The organism is Phyllobacterium sp., assembly GCF_037994405.1.
In the GTDB taxonomy this organism is placed as follows: Bacteria; Pseudomonadota; Alphaproteobacteria; order Rhizobiales; family Rhizobiaceae; genus Phyllobacterium.
Map to the genome: position 1 here is coordinate 14,653 of NZ_JBBNAN010000015.1, position 20,337 is coordinate 34,989.

At 56.5% G+C, this 20,337-nt stretch carries 21 protein-coding genes and 3 pseudogenes; 10 read left to right on the plus strand and 14 right to left on the minus strand.

Annotated elements, in window-relative coordinates:
* The first annotated feature begins 121 nt into the window (after positions 1 to 121).
* Positions 122 to 367 (plus strand): transposase, encoded by a 246-nt coding sequence (locus AAAC48_RS01135; RefSeq protein WP_340652410.1) that lies wholly within the window; start codon positions 122 to 124, stop codon positions 365 to 367.
* Here AAAC48_RS01135 and AAAC48_RS01140 read toward each other — a convergent pair.
* The 6 genes and pseudogenes from AAAC48_RS01140 to AAAC48_RS01165 form a co-directional block, all read right to left on the minus strand.
* Positions 368 to 469: pseudogene (locus AAAC48_RS01140) on the minus strand (IS6 family transposase); the annotation flags it as partial. It lies immediately after the preceding gene.
* A gap of 36 nt (positions 470 to 505) precedes the next feature.
* On the minus strand, positions 506 to 1,402 hold the full coding sequence (folD, locus tag AAAC48_RS01145; protein WP_340652411.1) for a bifunctional methylenetetrahydrofolate dehydrogenase/methenyltetrahydrofolate cyclohydrolase FolD: 897 nt from the start codon (positions 1,400 to 1,402) through the stop codon (positions 506 to 508).
* Between the two features lie 27 nt (positions 1,403 to 1,429).
* Positions 1,430 to 1,963 (minus strand): sarcosine oxidase subunit gamma family protein, encoded by a 534-nt coding sequence (locus tag AAAC48_RS01150; RefSeq protein WP_340652412.1) that lies wholly within the window; start codon positions 1,961 to 1,963, stop codon positions 1,430 to 1,432.
* Positions 1,956 to 4,919, minus strand: a complete 2,964-nt coding sequence (locus AAAC48_RS01155; protein ID WP_340652413.1) for a sarcosine oxidase subunit alpha family protein — start codon at positions 4,917 to 4,919, stop codon at positions 1,956 to 1,958. The genes AAAC48_RS01150 and AAAC48_RS01155 overlap by 8 nt, the downstream gene beginning before the upstream one ends.
* Positions 4,916 to 5,194: a sarcosine oxidase subunit delta gene (locus AAAC48_RS01160; protein WP_340652414.1), complete on the minus strand. Its 279-nt coding sequence runs from the start codon at positions 5,192 to 5,194 to the stop codon at positions 4,916 to 4,918. Before AAAC48_RS01160 ends, AAAC48_RS01155 begins: the two co-directional genes overlap by 4 nt.
* Positions 5,195 to 5,214: 20 nt before the next feature.
* Positions 5,215 to 6,465: a sarcosine oxidase subunit beta family protein gene (locus AAAC48_RS01165; RefSeq protein WP_340652415.1), complete on the minus strand. Its 1,251-nt coding sequence runs from the start codon at positions 6,463 to 6,465 to the stop codon at positions 5,215 to 5,217.
* 93 nt (positions 6,466 to 6,558) lie between these two features.
* On the opposite strand from AAAC48_RS01165, the gene AAAC48_RS01170 reads away from it, so the two are divergent.
* From AAAC48_RS01170 to AAAC48_RS01200, 7 genes are all read left to right on the plus strand, one after another.
* The gene (locus AAAC48_RS01170; protein ID WP_340652416.1) at positions 6,559 to 7,515 is read left to right on the plus strand and encodes a GlxA family transcriptional regulator; all 957 of its coding nucleotides are present in this window, start codon (positions 6,559 to 6,561) and stop codon (positions 7,513 to 7,515) included.
* Between the two features lie 268 nt (positions 7,516 to 7,783).
* Positions 7,784 to 8,677 (plus strand): glutamine amidotransferase family protein, encoded by an 894-nt coding sequence (locus AAAC48_RS01175; protein WP_340652417.1) that lies wholly within the window; start codon positions 7,784 to 7,786, stop codon positions 8,675 to 8,677.
* A 45-nt stretch (positions 8,678 to 8,722) separates the two neighbouring features.
* Complete coding sequence (locus AAAC48_RS01180; protein ID WP_340652418.1) at positions 8,723 to 9,409, plus strand: GXGXG domain-containing protein; 687 nt, start codon at positions 8,723 to 8,725, stop codon at positions 9,407 to 9,409.
* 23 nt (positions 9,410 to 9,432) lie between these two features.
* Positions 9,433 to 10,761, plus strand: coding sequence for an FMN-binding glutamate synthase family protein (locus AAAC48_RS01185; protein ID WP_340652419.1), 1,329 nt, complete (start codon positions 9,433 to 9,435; stop codon positions 10,759 to 10,761).
* Positions 10,762 to 10,845: 84 nt separating this feature from the next.
* Complete coding sequence (gene glnT / locus AAAC48_RS01190) at positions 10,846 to 12,153, plus strand: type III glutamate--ammonia ligase (protein ID WP_340652420.1); 1,308 nt, start codon at positions 10,846 to 10,848, stop codon at positions 12,151 to 12,153.
* Between the two features lie 84 nt (positions 12,154 to 12,237).
* Complete coding sequence (gene purU / locus AAAC48_RS01195; protein ID WP_340652421.1) at positions 12,238 to 13,122, plus strand: formyltetrahydrofolate deformylase; 885 nt, start codon at positions 12,238 to 12,240, stop codon at positions 13,120 to 13,122.
* A 137-nt stretch (positions 13,123 to 13,259) separates the two neighbouring features.
* Positions 13,260 to 13,937 carry a helix-turn-helix domain-containing protein gene (locus AAAC48_RS01200; RefSeq protein ID WP_340652422.1) on the plus strand — a complete coding sequence of 226 codons (678 nt, stop codon included), beginning with the start codon at positions 13,260 to 13,262 and terminating at the stop codon, positions 13,935 to 13,937.
* 112 nt (positions 13,938 to 14,049) lie between these two features.
* Here AAAC48_RS01200 and AAAC48_RS01205 read toward each other — a convergent pair whose 3' ends face one another.
* From AAAC48_RS01205 to AAAC48_RS01240, 8 genes and pseudogenes are all read right to left on the minus strand, one after another.
* Positions 14,050 to 14,307 carry a hypothetical protein gene (locus AAAC48_RS01205; RefSeq protein WP_340652423.1) on the minus strand — a complete coding sequence of 86 codons (258 nt, stop codon included), beginning with the start codon at positions 14,305 to 14,307 and terminating at the stop codon, positions 14,050 to 14,052.
* Between the two features lie 7 nt (positions 14,308 to 14,314).
* Positions 14,315 to 15,013 carry a hypothetical protein gene (locus AAAC48_RS01210; RefSeq protein ID WP_340652424.1) on the minus strand — a complete coding sequence of 233 codons (699 nt, stop codon included), beginning with the start codon at positions 15,011 to 15,013 and terminating at the stop codon, positions 14,315 to 14,317.
* Between the two features lie 40 nt (positions 15,014 to 15,053).
* Complete coding sequence (locus AAAC48_RS01215; RefSeq protein ID WP_340652425.1) at positions 15,054 to 16,451, minus strand: amino acid permease; 1,398 nt, start codon at positions 16,449 to 16,451, stop codon at positions 15,054 to 15,056.
* Positions 16,452 to 16,462: 11 nt separating this feature from the next.
* Positions 16,463 to 16,630 carry a hypothetical protein gene (locus tag AAAC48_RS01220; RefSeq protein WP_340652431.1) on the minus strand — a complete coding sequence of 56 codons (168 nt, stop codon included), beginning with the start codon at positions 16,628 to 16,630 and terminating at the stop codon, positions 16,463 to 16,465.
* A 9-nt stretch (positions 16,631 to 16,639) separates the two neighbouring features.
* Positions 16,640 to 17,020 (minus strand): hypothetical protein, encoded by a 381-nt coding sequence (locus AAAC48_RS01225; protein ID WP_340652426.1) that lies wholly within the window; start codon positions 17,018 to 17,020, stop codon positions 16,640 to 16,642.
* Positions 17,021 to 17,030: 10 nt separating this feature from the next.
* Entirely contained in the window at positions 17,031 to 17,348 is a 318-nt protein-coding gene (locus AAAC48_RS01230; protein WP_340652427.1) for a hypothetical protein, read from the minus strand.
* Between the two features lie 452 nt (positions 17,349 to 17,800).
* Positions 17,801 to 19,201 (minus strand): cytochrome P450, encoded by a 1,401-nt coding sequence (locus tag AAAC48_RS01235; protein WP_340652428.1) that lies wholly within the window; start codon positions 19,199 to 19,201, stop codon positions 17,801 to 17,803.
* A 97-nt stretch (positions 19,202 to 19,298) separates the two neighbouring features.
* A pseudogene (locus tag AAAC48_RS01240) lies at positions 19,299 to 19,445 on the minus strand (alpha/beta hydrolase); the annotation flags it as partial.
* 67 nt (positions 19,446 to 19,512) lie between these two features.
* Between AAAC48_RS01240 and AAAC48_RS01245 the strand changes: the two are divergent.
* Positions 19,513 to 20,028: a hypothetical protein gene (locus AAAC48_RS01245; protein WP_340652429.1), complete on the plus strand. Its 516-nt coding sequence runs from the start codon at positions 19,513 to 19,515 to the stop codon at positions 20,026 to 20,028.
* 5 nt (positions 20,029 to 20,033) lie between these two features.
* Positions 20,034 to 20,337 (plus strand): annotated as a pseudogene (locus tag AAAC48_RS01250) (IS110 family transposase); the annotation flags it as partial.

Here is a 20,337-nt window from a genome sequence, read left to right on the forward strand (position 1 = left end):
TAATTTTTCGTTTCAACGGTATATGCGGCGAATGGTTAACAGATAGTTAATTCTGGCTGATTCAGTTTAGCTGGATCTTGCAATAACGCCCTCGTGCGGTGTCGCGCTGCAGTTAATCAGGGTGGCGGAGAATGAGATCTGGTTTGATAATGCCCAGCAATCTGGCATTTACGCCGTGCAGCGCTTTGCTCGCACGTTGCAGCGGGATATCACCGCCGTCAAAAACGCACTGACTGAACGCTGGAGCAATGGCCAGACCGAAGGACAAATCAACCGGCTGAAAACGCTCAGACGCGGAATTACCGGAGCCTCTGATTGCACCTTATGCAGCCAAGGTATTGAACTGTTCAGCAGTGCTGGCGCTTGATTAAAATCTCGCCTGTCGTTTGCGTATCATGTGGATCAGTTCGACCCCAGAAAGGATAATGTCGGCCGCCTTTAGCGATTTAAAGCCAAGCATCGGCCGGATGCTATGGCCTTGCTCAATTCTAGGCGCGGACATTGCTCAGAATGCGAAGTGGGGATACCCATTCGCGCGGATAGCTGCTGTAACCGTGTTAGCCATGAGCATCGCTATCGTCATCGGACCGACGCCGCCAGGTACGGGCGTAATAATATCTGCTACCTCCACGCATTCTTTGAACGCGACATCCCCGACGAGTCGAGACTTGCCCGACCGCTCCAGTGTTTCGACCCGGTTGATGCCCACATCGATAACAGTTGCGCCAGGTTTGACCCAACCAGCCTTCACCATCTCCGGTTGGCCCACCGCAACGACAAGAATATCTGCGGTGCGGCACAATGCAGGCAAGTCCTTCGTAGTTGAATGGGCGATCGTGACCGTGGCATTGGCATTAAGCAGCAACTGCGCCATTGGCTTGCCGAAGAGGTTCGAGCGGCCGATTACAAGCGCATTCAGTCCGGACAAATCGTCGCCGTGTGCGCTACGCACGAAGATCATTGCGCCTGCCGGCGTACATGATACGAGCCCCGTTTTGGTATCTCCGATCGACACCTTGCCGGCATTGGTGACGTTCAGACCGTCGACATCTTTTTCGGGCCGGATCGACTGAATAACAGGGTCAGGGGATAGATGGGACGGCAGCGGCAGCTGAACCAGAATGCCATGTATGTCCGGATCATCGTTGAGACGGAGAACAAGATCTGCCAGCTCGTCCTGCGTCGTATCGGGTGTGAGCGTATGTTGTATGGAATTGAAGCCGCATTCCTTCGCCATTCGACTTTTCGCACCGACATACGAATGACTGGCGGGATCGTCACCGACGATCACGACGGCCAATCCCGTTTTTTTCCCCGTCTCACTTTCCAACTTAGCAGCGGCTTCCTTTACCGCATCAAGAACCGATGCGGCCACCTGTTTGCCGTCTATGATAACTGTCATGACTACTCCCCGCGAAAAATGTTTGTCTCAGGTGAATTCTTGCGCCATGCGGGCAAAATCGTCCCACAGGCTTTCAGCAAACCCGCGCAGGACCATGATCTCAAACGCGTGTTCACCAACACGCGTGACGTGCGCTGCGATATGACCGATGAGCGTCGTGGTGGAGTGACCAACAGGGAACGCCTCCATTGACACGTCTGTTCCTGTACCTTTTGCCAGAAGGCGCTCTACCGTTGATCCCTCTACCCGGAGCCGGATACGCCCGTGACTCTGGTCCACGCCTGCCGCGTGCGGATGAAGGGCTTCAAGCATTGTGGCTGTCTCGCCAGGCGACAGTGCCCGGTCTCCTACAACGAACCACTGAAAAGGCGCGGCAATCCGGACAGCAAACTTCGCGCCATCTCCCATTTTTTCGGATAGGAACGACCGCAGGTCCGGCCCCCCATCCTTTCCCAGGATCTGGATGACATGGCCCTCGGGCAGCGCGCTAATGCTTATGCTGTCTGACCTGAGCGGTTTCGAGTCAAGGGCAGAGCGACGGGTGACGCGATATTCAGACATGAAGGTTCTCGTTTTCAGGGTCCACAAACACAGAATCGCAAAGACGGGCGGGGGTGAACTCCTTCGATAGCCCGTTCCACACGATAACTTCCTCGCCATGCCGCTCGGGACCGAGCTTGACAAGCGCCAGGCCAATCGTCGAGCCGACGTGGGGAGAAAAAGCGCTTGAAGTGACATAGCCCTGATCGTTTTCGAGGGTGGCCCCCGCGCCCTTTTTCAAGATGTGGGATCCGCTGCGGAATGACGCGCGCGGATCGATCGGTTTTACGCCAACCAGCCGAAGCCGATCCGGTGAAATAAGACCCTCGCGGCTGACCATCGCCTTGCCGATGAAGTCTTGCTTTGTAGCCGAGACCATTTTGCCCATGCCGAGATCAGCGGGCACGACGGTTCCATTGATCTCGTTGTGGGTCACATGACCTTTTTCAATGCGGAGCACGCTGAGGGCCTCAACGCCATAGGGCTGGATGCCGTGTTCGGAGCCCACTTCCATCAGGGCGTCAGCGACGCTCTCACCATAACCTGCGGGTACGGCGAGTTCGTAGGCCAGTTCCCCTGAGAACGATATGCGGAAAAGCCGCCCGCGGAGTTGTCCGCCGAAAAGTGATACCTCTTTTGCTCCCAGAAACGGAAATGCCTCGTTGGAGATATCCTCATCCACTATCTTCTGAACAATCGTCCGGGATTTCGGACCCGCTATCGCCATCTGAGCCCATTGATCCGTCACAGAGGCCAACCGGACATCAAGCTCGGGCCACAGCGCCTGCGAGCAGAACTCCAGGTGGTTCACGACCCCGGCAGCGTACGCCGTAGTCGTCGTCATAAAAAAACGGTCGTCTGCAAGACGGCTTGTTGTGCCGTCATCGTAGATCATGCCATCCTCGCGAAGCATCAGGCCATAGCGGGCCTTGCCTATGGGCAACTTGAGAAACGCGTTTGCGTAGACGCGGTTCAGAAACTCCGCAGCGTCCCTACCGCAGATCTCGATTTTTCCAAGCATCGACACATCGCACAATCCGGCGTTGGTGCGCACATTGCGCACTTCACGATCGACGCTTTGACGCCATGTAACCTCGTCCTGACGCGGAAACCAGGACGAGCGGTACCAAAGCCCGGTCTCGACGAAGACTGCGCCGTTCTTTTTCGCCCACTCATGCAGCGGCGACCTGCGTATGGGCTGGAAATGTCCCTCGGTGTGTGCCCCGGTCAATGCTCCGAACGATACCGGAGTATAGAATGGCCGGAAAGTAGTCGTGCCGACCCCGGCAGGCGAGACGCCACGTGCCTCAGCCAGCAGGCCAACCGCATTGATGTTGGACAGCTTGCCCTGATCGGTTGCCATGCCGTTTGTTGTATACCGTTTGGCGTGCTCGACATGGCCGTAGCCCTCCTTCACCGCCAGGTTGATATCCTTGCGGTGCACGTCATTCTGAAAATCCACGAAGGCCTTGCCCTTGACTCCGGATATCGACCAGAGCGGCCTTGCTGGGGTAGCGGGAACGTCTCCTTCAATTGCGCCCGGCTCAAAGGGGAAAGCTCTGAAGCCGAGGTCCTGCGCTATGGCCGCACCACCTGTTGCACCGGTTGCCAGGCACTCTGCTAATCCGTCAGCCGCGTCTGCAGAACCTGCAAGCGTAATACCCTTCGTAGTCTCAGGCGCGATGAACGCAGACCGCTCGTCGGACCAACGCGGCTTGCCGCCACGGTGGCACGCGAGATGGATAATGGGGCTGAATCCACCCGCCATTGCCAGCGAATCCACTTTCAAATTCTCTGTGCGGCTGCCATAGGAAACATCAACGGACGACAGCAACCTACCGCCTCTTGCGTCGGTTACGACGGCACCCCGTAATACGCGGGCTTTACCACCGTAGGGAAATGTCGCTCCTGCCCTGCTGTCAATAATGGCCACCAGATTGACCCCAGCTGATTCAAGATCGCGGGCGAGCGCATAGCCGCTGTCATTGGTGGTGAAGACTGCCGTTCGCTGACCTGGGGCCACCCCATAGCGATTAAGATATGCGCGCATTGCCGTCGCCATCATTACGCCGGGCACATCATTGCCGCCAAACACGAGAGGCCGCTCTTCGGCCCCGGTAGCCAATAACGCCACCTTGGTGGCAATGCGCCAGATACGCTCGACCGGTTTTTGCGAGATGGGCTCGGGGACATGCTTCTGCACGCGTTCAAGAATGCCGAACACGTTGCCGTCATAGGAGCCAAAGGCGGTCGCGCGTGTCATGACACGGACATTTCTCAAGGACCGGAGTTCGTCGAGGGTCTGCGTCACGAAGTCGGCTGCAGGGTTACCGCCGATGGTTGCGGTCTCCCAGAGCAAAGAGCCCCCGGCCGCCGCATGCTCATCAACGACAATTACGCGGGCTTTCGCGCGTCCGGCCGTCAGTGCTGCGGCAAGGCCTGCGGGTCCCGCACCGATGATGAGCAAATCGCAATGTGCCCAGCACTTTTCGTAGGCATCGGGATCCCGCTCATGGCTTGCGGTGCCGAGGCCAGCGGCCCTTCGGATCAACGGCTCGTAAAGTTTCTCCCACAGCCCAGACGGCCACATAAAGGTTTTGTAGTAGAACCCAGCACTCAGGAATGGCGACAGGACGCTGTTGAACGACCCAATATCAAACTCAAGGGAGGGCCAGCGGTTCTGACTTCTCGCTTCGAGGCCCCGATAAAGCTCCTGCATAGTTGCGCGTGTGTTGGGTTCGGTGCGTCCTCCTCGCCCGACCGTCAATAGGGCATTCGGTTCTGCCGCTCCTGCCGTAAGAATACCGCGCGGACGATGGTACTTAAAACTGCGCCCGACGAGTTGTTGGCCGTTGGCGAGAAGAGCTGACGCGAGACTGTCCCCCCTAAAGCCAGTCATGCGCTTCCCGTCAAACGTGAACGGCAGTTTTGTATGACGATCAATCAGACCGCGCTCGTCCAAACGATATGATGTCATGCTGCAACACCAGTCTTAACTGTGACAGTTGCATCACAGCTCGCCCTGATCTCATGCGTTCCCGTGTCACGTGTCACAACGAGCCAGCGACGGCACCCTGACGTGTGATGCCAGTACTCGTCATAAGTCCCGAAGGGGTTGTCGCGCAGATAGACATAGTCCATCCACTCTTTGGAATCCGCGTGCGATCCCGGACGTGCTATTGCAGCACCCTTAATTGTGAATTCTTCTTTTGGTCTCATCCCGCAGTGCGGGCAAGGAACAAGGCTTGCCATGTTCGCGTATCTCCTAATGCTCAGTGAAGATTGGGCTGAGCGCCCTGGCCTTTTTCGTCGAGCAGATGGCCTCGCTCAAAACGGTCGAAACGGAAGGCTCTTGCTGTCTCGTGTGCAACGCCCCGCGCCAGAAGGTGCGCGAAGCAGAAACCGGAAGCCGGCGTCGCCTTGAAGCCTCCATAACACCACCCGGCATTGAGGTAGAGATTGTCGAGGGAAGTGCGATCGATGATCGGGGAGCCATCCATGGACATATCCATGATTCCACCCCATGAACGCAGCACGCGCACCCGGGAGATCCCTGGGATCATGGCCTTTCCCGCTTCCGCCACATGTTCAACAGTTGCAAGATTGCCCCGCTGGGCATACGAGTTGTACCCATCGATGTCGCCGCCGAACACCAGCCCGCCCTTATCAGACTGCGAAACATAGAAATGGCCGGCACCGAAGGTTACGACGCCGTCAATGAAAGGCTTTAACCCTTCCGACACAAACGCCTGTAGTACATGACTCTCAATGGGAAGTTTCAGCCCTGCCATTGATGCGACACGCGAGGAATTCCCGGCCGCCGCTAGGCCGAGTTTAGCGCAGCGGATAAATCCCTTCGTTGTTTCCACGCCAGTCACGCGCCCATTGTCGCGGCGTATACCAATGACCTCACAGTTTTGAATAATATCAACACCCCGCTGGTCTGCGCCGCGCGCATAACCCCAGGCAACCGCATCGTGCCGTACAGTCCCACCGCGCCGCTGAAGCAGCCCACCCTGGATCGGGAAACGCGCGTTGTCGAAATCAAGGAATGGAAGCATCTTGCGTACGACAGCGCGGTCAAGTAACTCCGCATCAACGCCATGCAGAAGCATGGCGTTTCCCCTGCGAGTATAGGCGTCCCGCTGTGCGTCTGAGTGGAATAAGTTGAGGACACCGCGCTGGGAAACCATTGCGTTGAAATTCAGTTCCTGCTCCAGGCCTTCCCACAGTTTCATTGAAAATTCATAGAATGGGTTGTTGCCGGGCAGCAGATAATTCGACCTGATGATGGTCGTGTTGCGCCCGACGTTTCCGGAGCCGATGTAACTCTTCTCGATAACCGCAACGTTCGTGACCCCGAATTCCTTTGCAAGGTAATAGGCCGTTGCAAGTCCGTGGCCGCCGCCGCCCACTATGATCACATCATAGTGGGATTTGGGCTGCGGTTCGCGCCACGCTGGCTTCCACCCCTGGTTGCCACGAAGCCCGTTCAGAAAAATTGAGAGTGCTGAGTAGCGCATATCCGCCAACTTTGTTGCATGAATGTAAAAGGGATAACCGGGATTGCCGAATTCTCCTTGCATCAAAGAGACGGATACATATAGATTTGAGCCATGTCGCTCAAAGCCTCCGCTGTAACTCAAACGTTTGGCTTTCTTCTTATCGAAAATTTCGCGCTGATGTCCTACGCGTCTGCAATCGAACCGCTAAGGGCTGCCAATCTTCTCGCTGGAAAGACGTTGTACAATATCCGGCCGCTGTCGTGTGACGGGGAGAGAGTACGATGCTCCGCCGGGATAGAAGTCCCGTGTGAAGCAATATCCGCTGCGGGAAGCGAGTGCCATACTTTGTTTGTATGTGCGGGCGGCGGACCGTCCGACTGGGCGCAGGCGCAAGGGATCTACGGAGTTCTGCGCCGCCTCTCGCGCCAAGGGGTGCGTATCGGCGGGATATCAAGCGGTTCATACGTGCTCGCCTCCGCAGGGCTTCTGGATAACCGTGATTTCACCATCCACTGGGAACACGCTCCTGCGTTGAAGGAGGCTTTTCCGCATCTCTTGCCCCGCCAGGCCCGCTATGTACTTGACGGTAACCGTATTACTTGCGGCGGCGGTGTTGCGCCCTTGGACATGATGCACGCCGTCGTGGCTGAGCGATTGGGTCCGGCGTTTGCGCGGCGCGTCAGTGACTGGTACCTGCACACGGCAGTTGCCGAGCCAGGAGCTCCGCAGCGCGCCTCGACCGTGGAGCGCTTCGGGACGCGGCACCCGGCGTTGATTTCAGTTCTCGAGAAGATGGAGGCGACGATTGAGCGGCCTCTTGACCGCTCTGCGATGGCGGCTTTTGCTGGTGTCAGTACCCGTCATCTAGACCGTCTGTTTACACAGCAACTTAAGTCCAGCTTCTTGGAAAAGTATAAGCATATACGCCTTCAACACGCACGGCGTCTTTTGGAGCAGAGCCCGCTCTCAATAGCGGAAGTTTCATTTGCTACAGGATTTTCAAGCCCGGGGCACCTATCAAGATCATTCAAAGCCTATTTCGGCGTTTCGCCAAAAACCGTTCGATGATTGCCTCCGTTTGCTGTCGCAGCAGGCAGAGATGGACTCCTTGGAAATTTCAGAAGGCATGAGCCCTCTCCCGTTCGCTTAAGAGCGGGCCCGGTCGCCTTAGTAGAGTATCACGGGATCCCGGGGACCGTATCGAAGAGCTGGTGATTGTCCGGGAGGCAACTCATGGTTCAAATCTTGCCTAACAAGAATATTTTATTCCTGGCGATTGATTTGGAACCATCACTCTGCTAGCAATTGCATCATCGACAAGAAGGAGATGGGTGCCATGTGCGGCATAGTTGGACTGTTCCTGAAAGACCGTAGCCTTGAACCGCAATTGGGAGCCTTGCTTTCGGAGATGCTCATCACCATGACAGACCGGGGGCCGGATTCCGCAGGCATTGCAATATACGGCTCACCGCAGTCGGGAAGAGCCAAAGTCACGATACAATCGGCGAGCCCCAAGGCTGATTTCGACGGACTGGACAGAGATCTGGAGAAGGCGGGAGTCCCCGCCGCAGTAAAAGTGAAAAGCACGCACGCAGTCATTGAAGTCGATTCACACAGGCTCGATGACGTCCGCCTCGTCCTGTCCGAAATCAGACCCAACGTACGTATAATGGGTTCCGGCGACAGCGTGGAAATCTACAAGGAAACTGGACTGCCAAAGGATGTTGTCTCCCGTTTTGATGTCCGCGCCATGAGCGGCTCGCACGGCATTGGGCATACACGGATGGCTACGGAATCGGCGGTCACCACGCTTGGCGCGCACCCCTTCTCGACAGGTGCCGACCAGTGCCTGGTGCACAACGGTTCCTTATCCAACCACAACAATCTACGACGGGAACTTGTCCGCGAGGGCATGAGCTTCGGGACCCAGAACGACTCCGAGGTGGCCGCCGCTTACCTCACCGCGAAGATGGCCGACGGCAGTGATCTAGGCGAGGCGCTAAAGAGCGCGCTGGAAGACCTTGATGGCTTCTTCACCTTTGTCGTCGGCACCAAGTCCGGCTTCGGCGTCGTGCGCGATCCAATCGCGTGTAAACCAGCCGTGATGGCCGAAACTGACCAGTACGTTGCCTTCGGCTCTGAATATCGTGCGCTGGTCAATCTGCCGGGGATCGAGAACGCCAAGGTCTGGGAGCCGGAACCGGCCACTGTCTACTTCTGGGAACACTAAGGCCGCCTGACGCGCGGCGCTCAACTTGGAGAAGATTTAAGAGCCATGCCTGTTTTCGATCTATCAACAGCGTCCCTTCGGGAACTCAACAGCGCGTTGCACTCCCTGACCGCGGGGTCCAACGATACCGAGTTCAAAGTTATCAACCCGCGCGGCAGCCATGCGGTGGCTGTCGGCATCGATGCCCCCGTTTCCGTGCAGATAAAAGGTTCAGTCGGCTATTACTGCGCGGGAATGAACGACGGCGGGACAGTCACGGTTCACGGCTCTGCCGGCCCGGGCGTCGCTGAGAATATGATGTCCGGAACAGTAATTATTGAGGGTGACGCGAGCCAGTACGCGGGAGCCACCGGACGGGGCGGCCTTCTGGTGATCAAAGGAAATGCCGCATCCCGTTGCGGCATCTCGATGAAAGGCATTGATATTGTCGTTCACGGCAGTATCGGCCACATGTCAGCATTCATGGGGCAATCCGGCCACCTCGTGGTGCTCGGGAACGCTGGCGACGCTTTGGGGGATAGCCTCTATGAGGCGAAGCTTTTCGTGCGTGGTACCGTAAAAAGTCTCGGCTCCGACTGCATCGAGAAAGAAATGCGGGCTGAGCATCTGACAAAACTCTCCGAACTTCTTCAGCGGGCGGGCGTTACTGGCGTCAGGCCGGAAGACTTCAAGCGCTACGGGTCGGCGCGCAAACTCTACAATTTCAACATTGATAACGCCGAAGCCTACTGACGCAGCGGAAGGGGTTCCACGCCATGAGCTATCACAATCCATACACTCCACCCCGTAAATCGGCGACATTCGACGATTACACGCTCGCGGAAATCCGGCGCGCAGCAGCCACAGGGATCTATGACATCCGTGGCGCTGGCACAAAGCGCAAGGTTCCGCACTTTGATGACCTTTTGTTTCTCGGTGCGTCGATTTCCCGTTATCCGCTCGAAGGTTACCGTGAAAAGTGCGACACATCCGTCGTTCTTGGGACACGTTTCGCGAAGAAGCCGATTCAGCTTAAGACACCAATCACCATTGCAGGCATGAGTTTCGGCGCGTTGTCCGGCAATGCGAAGGAAGCATTGGGGCGCGGGGCAACGATAGCTGGCACGTCCACAACGACCGGTGACGGCGGGATGACCGATGAGGAACGGGGCCACAGCCAGACGCTGGTCTATCAGTACCTCCCTTCACGTTACGGCATGAATCCCATGGATCTTCGCCGTGCCGACGCAATTGAAGTTGTGGTGGGTCAAGGTGCTAAACCGGGCGGCGGCGGTATGCTTCTCGGCCAGAAGATCTCTGATCGCGTTGCCGAGATGCGCACCCTTCCCAAAGGGATCGATCAGCGCTCAGCTTGCCGCCATCCTGACTGGACTGGTCCGGACGATCTCGAGATCAAGATTCTTGAACTTCGCGAGATCACCGACTGGGAAAAGCCGATCTACGTCAAAGTAGGAGGTGCTCGCCCCTATTATGATACCGCCTTGGCCGTGAAGGCTGGCGCAGACGTCGTCGTGCTCGACGGCATGCAAGGTGGCACCGCCGCGACGCAGGATGTCTTCATCGAAAACGTCGGCATGCCGACACTTGCCTGTATCCGTCCGGCTGTTCAGGCATTGCAGGATCTCGGCATGCACCGCCAGGTCCAGCTGATTGTCTCAGGCGGCATCCGTTCGGGCGCTGATGTGGCGAAAGCGCTCGCTCTCGGGGCCGATGCGGTTGCCATTGGCACCGCGGCCCTTGTGGCGCTCGGCGACAACGACCCGCGTTGGGAAAAGGAGTATCAGGAGCTCGGCACTACTGCAGGGGCTTATGACGACTGGCACGAGGGCCGGGACCCTGCGGGTATCACCACGCAGGATCCTGAACTTTCCAAACGTCTTGATCCCGTTGCCGCAGGACGGCGTCTTGCCAACTACCTCAAGGTGATGACGCTTGAGGCCCAGACGATAGCCAGGGCATGCGGGAAAAACCACCTTCATAACTTGGAACCGGAGGACCTCTGCGCCCTGACAATGGAAGCGGCGGCAATGGCGCAAATCCCACTGGCGGGTACAAACTGGTATCCCGGAAAGGGTAATTTTTAGTCACAAAAGCGGCGGGCTGCCTTCGGAAGGTGCGGCCCGCCGATCTTGTGCAACTGGGTGTCTGAACTAATAAAGGGGAATGACGTGACACTTGATCTTTCTACATTCGCTGCTGAAAACGGCGTCAAATATTTCATGATCAGCTATACTGACCTTTGCGGCGGCCAGCGGGCCAAGCTCGTTCCTGCACAAGCGATTGCCGACATGCAGAGAGATGGCGCGGGTTTCGCGGGCTTTGCAACATGGCTGGATTTGACGCCCGCCCACCCCGACCTGTTCGCGGTACCGGACTCAGGGTCGGTCATCCAGCTTCCCTGGAAAAGGGACGTTGCTTGGGTTGCCGCCGACTGCATGATGGAAGATGCGCCCGTGCAACAGGCTCCCCGCGTGGTACTGAAACGGCTGGTCGGTGAAGCGAGACAACAGGGACTGAGGGTAAAGACGGGCGTGGAGCCCGAGTTTTTTCTGGTCACGCCCGATGGCTCACAAATCTCGGATCAGCGGGACTCGGGAGAAAAGCCCTGTTACGACCAGCAGGCAGTCATGCGCCGGTATGATGTCATCGCGGAAATTTGTGACTATATGCTGGAGCTTGGCTGGAAGCCCTACCAGAACGATCATGAAGATGCGAACGGCCAGTTTGAAATGAACTGGGAGTATGATGACGCGCTAAACACGGCGGACAAACATTCATTCTTTAAATTCATGGTCAAATCGATCGCCGAGAAACACGGTCTCCGGGCAACGTTCATGCCCAAGCCCTTCAAAGGCCTCACAGGCAATGGCTGTCATTGTCACATATCCGTCTGGGACGTTGAGGGCAGGACCAATGCTTTTGCCGACAAAAGGATGCCTTTCGGTCTGTCGGAAAATGGCAAGACGTTCCTCGGCGGAATAATGAAACATGCGTCGGCTCTCGCGGCGGTCACGAATCCCACGGTTAATTCCTACAAGCGCATCAATGCGCCGCGAACGGTTTCAGGCGCGACCTGGGCACCAAATTCAGTTACTTGGACTGGTAACAACCGCACGCACATGGTCCGGGTGCCAGGTCCAGGACGCTTCGAGCTACGCCTGCCTGACGGGGCAGTTAATCCTTATCTGCTTCAGGCAATCATCATAGCTGCAGGCCTCAGCGGACTGAGAACCAATGCCGATCCCGGCCGACACTATGACATAGACATGTACAAAGACGGTCACACCGTCACCGATGCACCGAAGTTGCCCTTGAACCTGCTCGATGCGCTACGTGCATACGAATCGGACGAAGAGCTTCAGGCGGCCCTGGGAACGGAGTTCTCCTCCGCTTACCTCAAGCTCAAGCACAGCGAATGGAATACCTATTGTTCCCAGTTCACAGAGTGGGAACATCAGACAACTCTTGACATATAGGTCTATCTGTGAGCCGCGATCCTTGCTCGGCCGTTCAAACGGTCCAGTCCGGACCGCAACTAATCCGTTGACCTTAGGGACACCATGTCGAAATTCATTCTCAACGTAACCTGCCCTACCCGCCGCGGGATTGTTGCGGCAATCGCTACCCATCTTGCGGACAACGGCTGCAACATCATCGATAGCGCCCAGTTCGATGATGTCGACACAGGCCGATTTTTCATGCGCGTCACAGCGGTTAGCGAAACGGGATCCACCTTAGCCGACATCAGGGCAGGATTTGAAGATGTCGCGGCGAAGCTTGAAATGGATTACGACTTTCATGACGCTGGCGAGAACATGAAGGTTATTCTAATGGTGTCCCGCTTCGGTCATTGTCTCAATGACCTGCTTTACCGATGGAGGATTGGGGCGCTTCCAATCGACATCGTAGGTGTGGTTTCAAACCATCTCGATTATCAGAAGGTTGTTGTCAATCACGATATCCCATTCTTTCATGTTCCTGTTACCAAAGCGAACAAGGCTGAGGCAGAAGCGCGCCTTCGCGATATCGTTCGCGACAGTGGAGCGGAGCTAATCATTCTTGCCCGCTACATGCAGGTACTTTCAGATACCCTTTGCAAGGAAATGTCCGGGAAGATCATCAACATTCATCATTCATTTCTGCCATCCTTCAAAGGGGCGAACCCATACAAGCAAGCGCATCAGCGAGGCGTGAAGCTTATCGGTGCCACGGCGCACTACGTGACGGCCGATCTGGATGAAGGTCCGATAATCGAACAGGACATAGTGCGTATCACCCATGCCCAGAGCCCGGAGGACTATGTAGCACTAGGGCGTGACGTCGAAAGCCAGGTCCTGGCGCGGGCCGTGCATGCGCATATTCACAGGCGCGTGTTCAAAAATGGCAACCGCACCATCGTTTTTCCCGCAAGTCCTGGCAGCTATGCCTCCGAACGTATGGGCTAGGCGAACTGATCCAACGATCGCCTCCAGATTCAGGATTCCGGTTAACGGAATGAAAGGAGCTTCCAGCAATATTTTCTTCAGGGTTGAAGAAATTTCACTCTCACGATAGTATATTGTGAAAGCCCTTAGAGGAAAATATGGACAACAAAAACAGACAAGCAACCGCGCAGAATCAAAAACTGACGCCCGTTTTTTCTCAAGATCCCCATGCAGTTCGGGAGCCGAAAGAAAACAATCTTGAGATGGCGATTGGGCACGAGGTACGGGCCTATCGAAAGAAGCTCGGAATAACGGTCTCCGATCTTGCAGTCACCACCGGTATTTCACTTGGCATGCTGTCAAAAATTGAAAACGGTAATATTTCACCGTCCCTGACGACCTTGCAATCCCTCTCGCGGGCTCTTGGTGTCCCGTTGACAGCGTTCTTCCTTCGATATGAACAGCCGCGAAATGCCGTATTTGTGAAGTCTGGGCAAGGTGTCGAGGTCGAACGTCGAGGCTCGCGCGCAGGCCATCAATACAATGTGCTCGGTCACATCGACAATAACACCAGTGGTGTCGTTGTCGAACCTTATCTCATCACTTTGACTGCCGATTCGGATGTCTTTCCGACCTTTCAGCATTTAGGTATCGAGCTAATTTACATGCTTGAAGGTGAAGTGGCCTACCGCCATGGCGATCAGCTCTACTCAATGCAGCCCGGAGACAGTTTATTCTTTGACTCGGACGCTCCCCACGGCCCTGAAATCCTGGTGAAGTTACCCGCTCGTTATCTCTCGATTATCAGCTACCCCGCCAACTCCGCCCAACGCTGAAGCCATCGCCGAATGTCTCCATGCCACTACGGGTGATCTCCGTCCGCTTGCAGTGCGTGGACGGAAAACCGGCGTCGAACAAACCTCTCCTGTGTGGTGCCACCGTATAATTTTATGACCGTGTAGCGGACCGAATTCTGGCCCGACGATAAGCATCGGGTATGGAAAGCGCCCAGACAAAGAGTCCGCCCGCGTGGCGGCCGATGAAGGACTGATCGGACGTCGTCGTCGAGTAGGTTATCATTGAAAACAGGACTACAAAAAAAGCGAAGGCTAGGCCCCGGGTCGCCTGACGCACCGCCACGTGACCAGCCCCGGGTAACACAATCGCCAGAGCGAGAACGAGATAGGGGTTTAGTGGCTTAGGCATGAGCGACTCAAGCTGCTACGTGATCGGAAGTTGTGAATGCGCTTTCCGTCAGGGCCGCGCCCAAGGCCTCAGCCTCTGAAATTGCTGTGCTGACCAGATCCGGAGAAATCGATGCCAGCAAGAAACGGGTCTGACGAAGCAACAGATGCATACTTCGCTCACCTTGCGCAGCCTGCCGGATAAGCCGGGTGCCGCTCGGCGTGACAACCGCCTCCTTGACGGTAGGATCGGCAAATAGCCTGGTGAACATCGCCGAGACTCTTTCCACTTGGGTCGGCGTGGCCTGCCCGTCGCCTCTCATCAACAGCGAAGTGTCCATCTCTGGCGGCATCATCCATTCCGGTAAGTCGTGCACAAGTGAATAATATTCAGCGCCAGTTGGCCGCGCCAGCGCGCCGATGACCGGTCGCTGCAATCCGTCGGTTCTCCTCAGCGTGACCATCAACCAGAGCTGCGGCAACCTGCGGAACACCATGGTGTCCGCAATAAGCTCAATTTTGACCTCCCGGTGTCGGTCGAGACGTGCGACGAGCACCGGAAACTGATCGGCTGCGACCACGACGCGAGCATCACTAAAGAGCTTAGCCGCCTCGTCGAGAAGTCCGCGGCGTTGGCTGAGCACGGCCCGATGTTCTCTGAGAGCAAGTGTTCCGATCCACAAGCAGCATGCGGCAACGAAAACCCCGAACACGATCTGTGTGATCATTGCACGCATACCATCCTTGCTGATGTACGATTCACGCTAGTCAGTACCCGAGCGGCTTGGGCCAGGGCATGGTAAACTGATCACCGCGCCGAACGAACTGGTAGCGCCGGAAGTGGAACCAAAGCGATGCGATGATGTAGAAGCACATCATGGCGATCAGCTGCGTGCCGTAACCGAGGAACACCGCAAAATAGGCCGTTGAACACAACGTAAGAAGCACTATCGTAGGCAGCGGGTGAAAGGGATGAACGTACCCGCGCTTGATGGTGTGCAACGGCCATTTATTTCGGAACATTATCATGTTGAAGGTCATGAACGTGTAGCCGAGCAGACCGGAAAGGATCGAGAAGGTTACAACTTGATCAAGAGGGGCACCAAGCGCGAAGATGAGCGCGATCGGCACCAGGAAAACGATGGCCCGGTACGGCGTGCGATAGACCGGATGCACGGCACCAAACCAGCTTGGCAGGTAACGGTCGCGGCCCATCGAGAACCATGCCCGCGAGGCATCGTTGATGCAACCGTTGGCTGAGGCAAGGGTAGAGAACATCGTGCCCACGAAGAGCAGAACCATCAGCCCGCTGTTTCCAGTTACACGGGCGGCATCAAACAGAGGGGTGCCAGCCTGGCCGAGATATTCCCATGGAATGAGGCCCGAGCAGACATACCAAGTCATGGTTGCTGCGATCAGCAGAGTCATAATTCCTGCCATCGTGCCGTAGGGTAACGAGCGTGCGGGCGAACGCACCTCTTCTGCTGCCTGACACGTTCCTTCGATACCCAGATAGTACCAGAGGCCGAAGTGTAGCGATGCGACAATACCGACCCACCCATAGGGCAACGGATCGTTGGTGATCGCGGAGAAGTCGAGCGGCACGCTCGAAGCACCGAACTGCACCGACAAGAACAAGACGATGATAGCAAGGAAAGCGATCGCGGTGATCACGAGATTGAAGGTTAGTGTTGCCAGTACGCCGCGATAGTTGAGCCACGCCAAAAACATGATGGAAAGTATGATAAAGGGGTGCTGATCGAGACCGGAATGGCCTTGCATGCCAGCAACGCTGTCAAGCAGAAAGCCGACTGTGATCGCATTGGCCGCTTCCAGCATCGTATAGGCCATCACAAGGAAGAGCCCTACGTTGAAGGCCATCAATGGGCCAACGATATGTTTTGCCTGGGCGTACTGGCCACCTGCAGCGGCAACAGTAGAGGTAACCTCCGAGTCGATCATGGCCACGCAGGTGTAAAGTAGCCCCGCAACCCAGCAGGCAATCAAACCCGCGATCATGCCCCCTTTCCCGACCGAGAAATTCCATCCCATGTATTCGCCGACCAGCACGATCCCGACGCCGAGCGCCCAGATGTGCGCGGGGCCGAGCACCCGCAGAAGCTGGAGACGTTCAGTCTGCGCTTCGCTTGTTGTTCCATTTGCCATGCCGGCCACCCTCAGATGATGTGACGCTCTGCCGTCACCTCAATCTCGCCTTCGCGCGAGGAGGTCAGCAGATCGTTGTCATAAGTTGAATCGGTACGAATCAGATCAAACACCATCAGTGCGCCAAACACGAACGACAGCGCCCAGGCCACGTATTCCAGCTTGCTCCACAAATCCATGATGATCTCCTACCTCTTCTCGCCAAAACGTTCTTCTATAACCTCACGGTATTCCCTGTCGGAGAGCCTTACGACCAGAACGAAATAGCCGATGACCAGCAACGCCATGACAATCAACGCCACCCAACTGAAGCTATAATCGAAGCGGGCAGTGATGATGCCGTTGGCCGCTGAGGGGTCGGTGATGCCGAGAGCGGCCCATTGCTGTTGTTCGGTGGTGTTCTGGCCAAGTCTCTGCCATGTCGGGTTGGCGATCGGGTTAGGCACTTTCGCTGCCCCCGCAAGCCCCATATAGAGCGGAATATAGAGAGCGCCGACCGTGAGAACGAGTAGCGTCAGGACGTCGAATACCTGGCCGAAAAGGCCTTGCTTTGGGGGTTTGTAAGCCATCCTGCCCTCCTCAACCACGACGCCGACGCATCTCGTCGAGATGTTTGATGTCGAGGCCATAAATGAAGTGCTTGTCTTCGGTGTAGTGCCGAAGCATGGCAATCACCGCCGCCGTGTTGAAGAAAAGCACGAAGCCGCAGGCGATAGAGAGAATAATGCCAATTGCTGGAATGGAAATGTACGACCATACACGTATAAGCGCGAATCCGAGCGTACTCCAGAGCACCAGGATGAAAAGAATTAGACCTGCCCGGTCACGAGCATGCATTTGATCAATGCGCCGGGTCAGACTGGCATCAACAACATGCGAAATTACTGTAGCTTCCATTTTTATCCCCTTTTGTTTAGCCGCTTTCCGGTTCTTATTATTCATGTGTGGCAACTAATTTGCCTGAGGGGAATGTGCGGCAAAGTATCCAACGTGTCAAGCAAAGCGTTAGCGTAGGACCAATCGCATGTTCAAAACGGGAAAATCACCGCACACGACGGCTGTCGTTTCGACCGGTCAAATCAGTTCAACAACTCTCAACATCAGCAGAGCAAACGTGGTGTCCCGTTCCACTGCCGAGATTTCGGGCGCCCCTTAATGGCAGCGGTCCTGCGTGTTGAACATCAACAGATGCATCGATGGCGTAGGATATCGAGGTTTTCGCACCGTGCCCCAGCCGCTTACCTCGTAACAACAGACGGATCCTCAAAATCCTGTTTGTCTTTCACTATCGCTGAAGCTGCTGCCCACATGCGCCGACACGGACCTGACGGCGAGATGAATCCTTGGAGTCAGTGCCGGGTCTGACGGTCTTTGATTTTGAGCCAGACACCGCCCTTTGGGCGTAAAGTAATCGACGGAAACGGCGTCACCTTGTGATCCGACTGCAACTCGGCCGAGAAGCGCTGCGCCATCGTCGCCAGGATCAGAATTGCTTCAATCATAGCGAAACGCTGCCCAATGCAGATGCGCGGTCCGCCGCCGAAAGGCATATAGGCGAAGCGCGGCAACTCGTGTGCGAGATTGCCCATCCAACGCTGTGGCCTGAACGCATCTGGCTCCTCGAAGTAACGCGGGTCGCGATGCAAGATCCAGGGGCTGATGAAGATGGTCATTCCGGCCGGGAAGGCGTAACCGCCAAGTTCGAAAGGGCCGATGGATTCGCGGCCCATCGCCCAGGCAGGCGGGTAGATCCTCATCGATTCCATTACGACGCCTTCAGTGTATTTCAGGTGCGGGAGGTCGTGGGTCGTCGCCGGACGGTCGCCAAGCACGTCAGCGATTTCAGCCGCCATTCGGGCTTCAGCCTCCGGATGCTGGCCGAGCAGGAACCACGCCCATGAAAGCGCTAGCGCCGTGGTCTCGTGCCCTGCAAGAAGGAGCGTGATCGCCTCGTCTCGAAGCAACTCATCGGACATAGGTTTCCCCGTCTCGTCACGCGCTGCCATAAGACGGGACAAAAAATCATCTCGATTTTCCAGACCGCCCGCGCGGCGCTCGGCTATCATTGATGAAACGACCCTTTCGACCGTTCGGATCGCTCGCCGATACCTTAGATGGCCAGGCAATGGAATTGCATCAGGAATAACGATAATCGGACGTTTAATGCGCGATGCAATCTCCATAACGAGGTCGTTTAGCGCACGATCCATATCGGAAATGTCCCGCTCGACCTTGGAATCGAACAGCGTTTTCGCGGCGATGCGCAATGTCAGTTCCATCATCTCGGGGTGGATGTTTAGGATCTGGCCGTTCTTCCAGCGATCGAGCATCTTGTGAGTGAGGGCGACCATCTCGCTGTCATATGCAAGAAGTTGCTGGCCAGCGAAGGCGGGGGCGGCCAACCGGCGCTGTCGTTGCCAGGATTCACCTTCGTTGGTCAGCAAGCCGTTCCCGAAGAGCGCCGTTACATGGCGCCAGATGAGCCGATCTTTGATGTAATTCTTATGATCTTTGACGAGGATTTTTTCGATCGCTTCTACGTCGCTGACGATAAGAGCAGGCCATCCAGCTAGATTCAGCGAAACGAGGTCGCCATATAGACGCGCCGTTTCAGTAAAGAAACCGAGCTGGTCTTTGCCGAAGGCGAGCAGGTTTCCGAGGAAAGGTAAGCCTTTCGGCCCGGGCGGTCGATGCGAATGGGAAGACTTAACGCGGCTTCGAGACCCTTGGACAGGGTTGGAAAGGACCATTGGTCCCCTTAACTCTCTGGTTGCTCGAGAGCCCTTTCCATCGGGAGGATCTACCAATGGTCCTGAAAGTCAAATCACAAACCTGGCGGGACAGATCGTGGCTACCGGGGACCTCGACCGTCGTCGAGCCAGCCCGGCGTGACATCGCCCTTTGCGCGTCCGGAGGGATCATCCTGTCGTCGGTGGCCACCAGATACCAGCTCGGCTTCGACTTCCAGCCGGGAACGGAAACGGCCCCATTAAGATGCTATAGGTCGGCGGTTAAGGTGTGGCACTTTTGGCGCTTCTTTATAAATCGTTGGAGAGAGCCCATGCCGCAATCGAATGATCTGAGCCGTTGCACCGTCACCCTCTGCCAGGGTAGCACAATCATCGTTGTAATCGAGATGAGGCAATCAAGTTGGCTTGTCGCGGGATTGCTGCCGGGCGAACGGAACCCTTTGAAGAAGCTGGCGCCCGATGAGGATGAGTTGCTGCGGCTCTTGGATCGCTGGCGCGACGAAGCGACCCGGACAGGGCATGAAATCGACCGCGTTGTTGTGGCCTACGAGGCGGGACGCGACGGCTTTTGGCTGGCGCGCTGGCTCAGGGCACGCGATATCGAAGCTTATGTCATGCATGCATCGAGCGTCGCCGTGTCGCGTGAGCACCGGCGTGCGAAGACCGACCGCCTCGACACGGAGCTGCTGATGCGCGTTTTCCTTGGCTGGCTGCGCGGAGAAAAGCGCCACTGCAACATGGCAGCTATCCCCACAATTGACGAAGAAGACGCCAAGCGGCCAAACGCGAGCGGGAAAAACTGGTCGGCGATCGCACCCGCATCGTGAACCGCATGCGAGCGACGCTCGTGCGCCTGGGAATTCGCGGATTCAATCCGAAGTTACGCAAAGCAGAGGACAAACTTGCCGCGCTGCGGACGGCGGAAGGCGCCCCTCTTCCTGAGAATACCCAGGCCGAGTTCCGCCGCGACATGGCGCGGCTGCGTCTGGTGCGTGAACAGATCAAGGCCATCGAGCAGGAACGGCTGTGCAAGCTGGAGGCGGCCGCGGCTGGTGAGAATGGACCTCACGCGATGGTTCGCCTGATCGCCAGTGTCATCGGCGTTGGCGTCGAGACCGCGGACATGCTCGTTAACG

What these genes read in the sequence shown, in the direction of transcription:
- AAAC48_RS01175 (WP_340652417.1), top strand. Translation starts at nt 7,784, where the DNA reads ATGTGCGGCATAGTTGGACTGTTCCTGAAAGACCGTAGCCTTGAACCG.
- AAAC48_RS01220 (WP_340652431.1), bottom strand. Translation starts at nt 16,630, where the DNA reads ATGGATTTGTGGAGCAAGCTGGAATACGTGGCCTGGGCGCTGTCGTTC.
- AAAC48_RS01170 (WP_340652416.1), top strand. Translation starts at nt 6,559, where the DNA reads ATGTCGCTCAAAGCCTCCGCTGTAACTCAAACGTTTGGCTTTCTTCTT.
- AAAC48_RS01215 (WP_340652425.1), bottom strand. Translation starts at nt 16,451, where the DNA reads ATGGCAAATGGAACAACAAGCGAAGCGCAGACTGAACGTCTCCAGCTT.
- AAAC48_RS01165 (WP_340652415.1), bottom strand. Translation starts at nt 6,465, where the DNA reads ATGCGCTACTCAGCACTCTCAATTTTTCTGAACGGGCTTCGTGGCAAC.
- folD (WP_340652411.1), bottom strand. Translation starts at nt 1,402, where the DNA reads ATGACAGTTATCATAGACGGCAAACAGGTGGCCGCATCGGTTCTTGAT.
- AAAC48_RS01205 (WP_340652423.1), bottom strand. Translation starts at nt 14,307, where the DNA reads ATGCCTAAGCCACTAAACCCCTATCTCGTTCTCGCTCTGGCGATTGTG.
- AAAC48_RS01210 (WP_340652424.1), bottom strand. Translation starts at nt 15,013, where the DNA reads ATGATCACACAGATCGTGTTCGGGGTTTTCGTTGCCGCATGCTGCTTG.
- AAAC48_RS01185 (WP_340652419.1), top strand. Translation starts at nt 9,433, where the DNA reads ATGAGCTATCACAATCCATACACTCCACCCCGTAAATCGGCGACATTC.
- AAAC48_RS01155 (WP_340652413.1), bottom strand. Translation starts at nt 4,919, where the DNA reads ATGACATCATATCGTTTGGACGAGCGCGGTCTGATTGATCGTCATACA.
- AAAC48_RS01160 (WP_340652414.1), bottom strand. Translation starts at nt 5,194, where the DNA reads ATGGCAAGCCTTGTTCCTTGCCCGCACTGCGGGATGAGACCAAAAGAA.
- AAAC48_RS01200 (WP_340652422.1), top strand. Translation starts at nt 13,260, where the DNA reads ATGGACAACAAAAACAGACAAGCAACCGCGCAGAATCAAAAACTGACG.
- purU (WP_340652421.1), top strand. Translation starts at nt 12,238, where the DNA reads ATGTCGAAATTCATTCTCAACGTAACCTGCCCTACCCGCCGCGGGATT.
- AAAC48_RS01245 (WP_340652429.1), top strand. Translation starts at nt 19,513, where the DNA reads ATGCCGCAATCGAATGATCTGAGCCGTTGCACCGTCACCCTCTGCCAG.
- AAAC48_RS01235 (WP_340652428.1), bottom strand. Translation starts at nt 19,201, where the DNA reads ATGGTCCTTTCCAACCCTGTCCAAGGGTCTCGAAGCCGCGTTAAGTCT.
- AAAC48_RS01150 (WP_340652412.1), bottom strand. Translation starts at nt 1,963, where the DNA reads ATGTCTGAATATCGCGTCACCCGTCGCTCTGCCCTTGACTCGAAACCG.
- AAAC48_RS01230 (WP_340652427.1), bottom strand. Translation starts at nt 17,348, where the DNA reads ATGGAAGCTACAGTAATTTCGCATGTTGTTGATGCCAGTCTGACCCGG.
- AAAC48_RS01180 (WP_340652418.1), top strand. Translation starts at nt 8,723, where the DNA reads ATGCCTGTTTTCGATCTATCAACAGCGTCCCTTCGGGAACTCAACAGC.
- AAAC48_RS01225 (WP_340652426.1), bottom strand. Translation starts at nt 17,020, where the DNA reads ATGGCTTACAAACCCCCAAAGCAAGGCCTTTTCGGCCAGGTATTCGAC.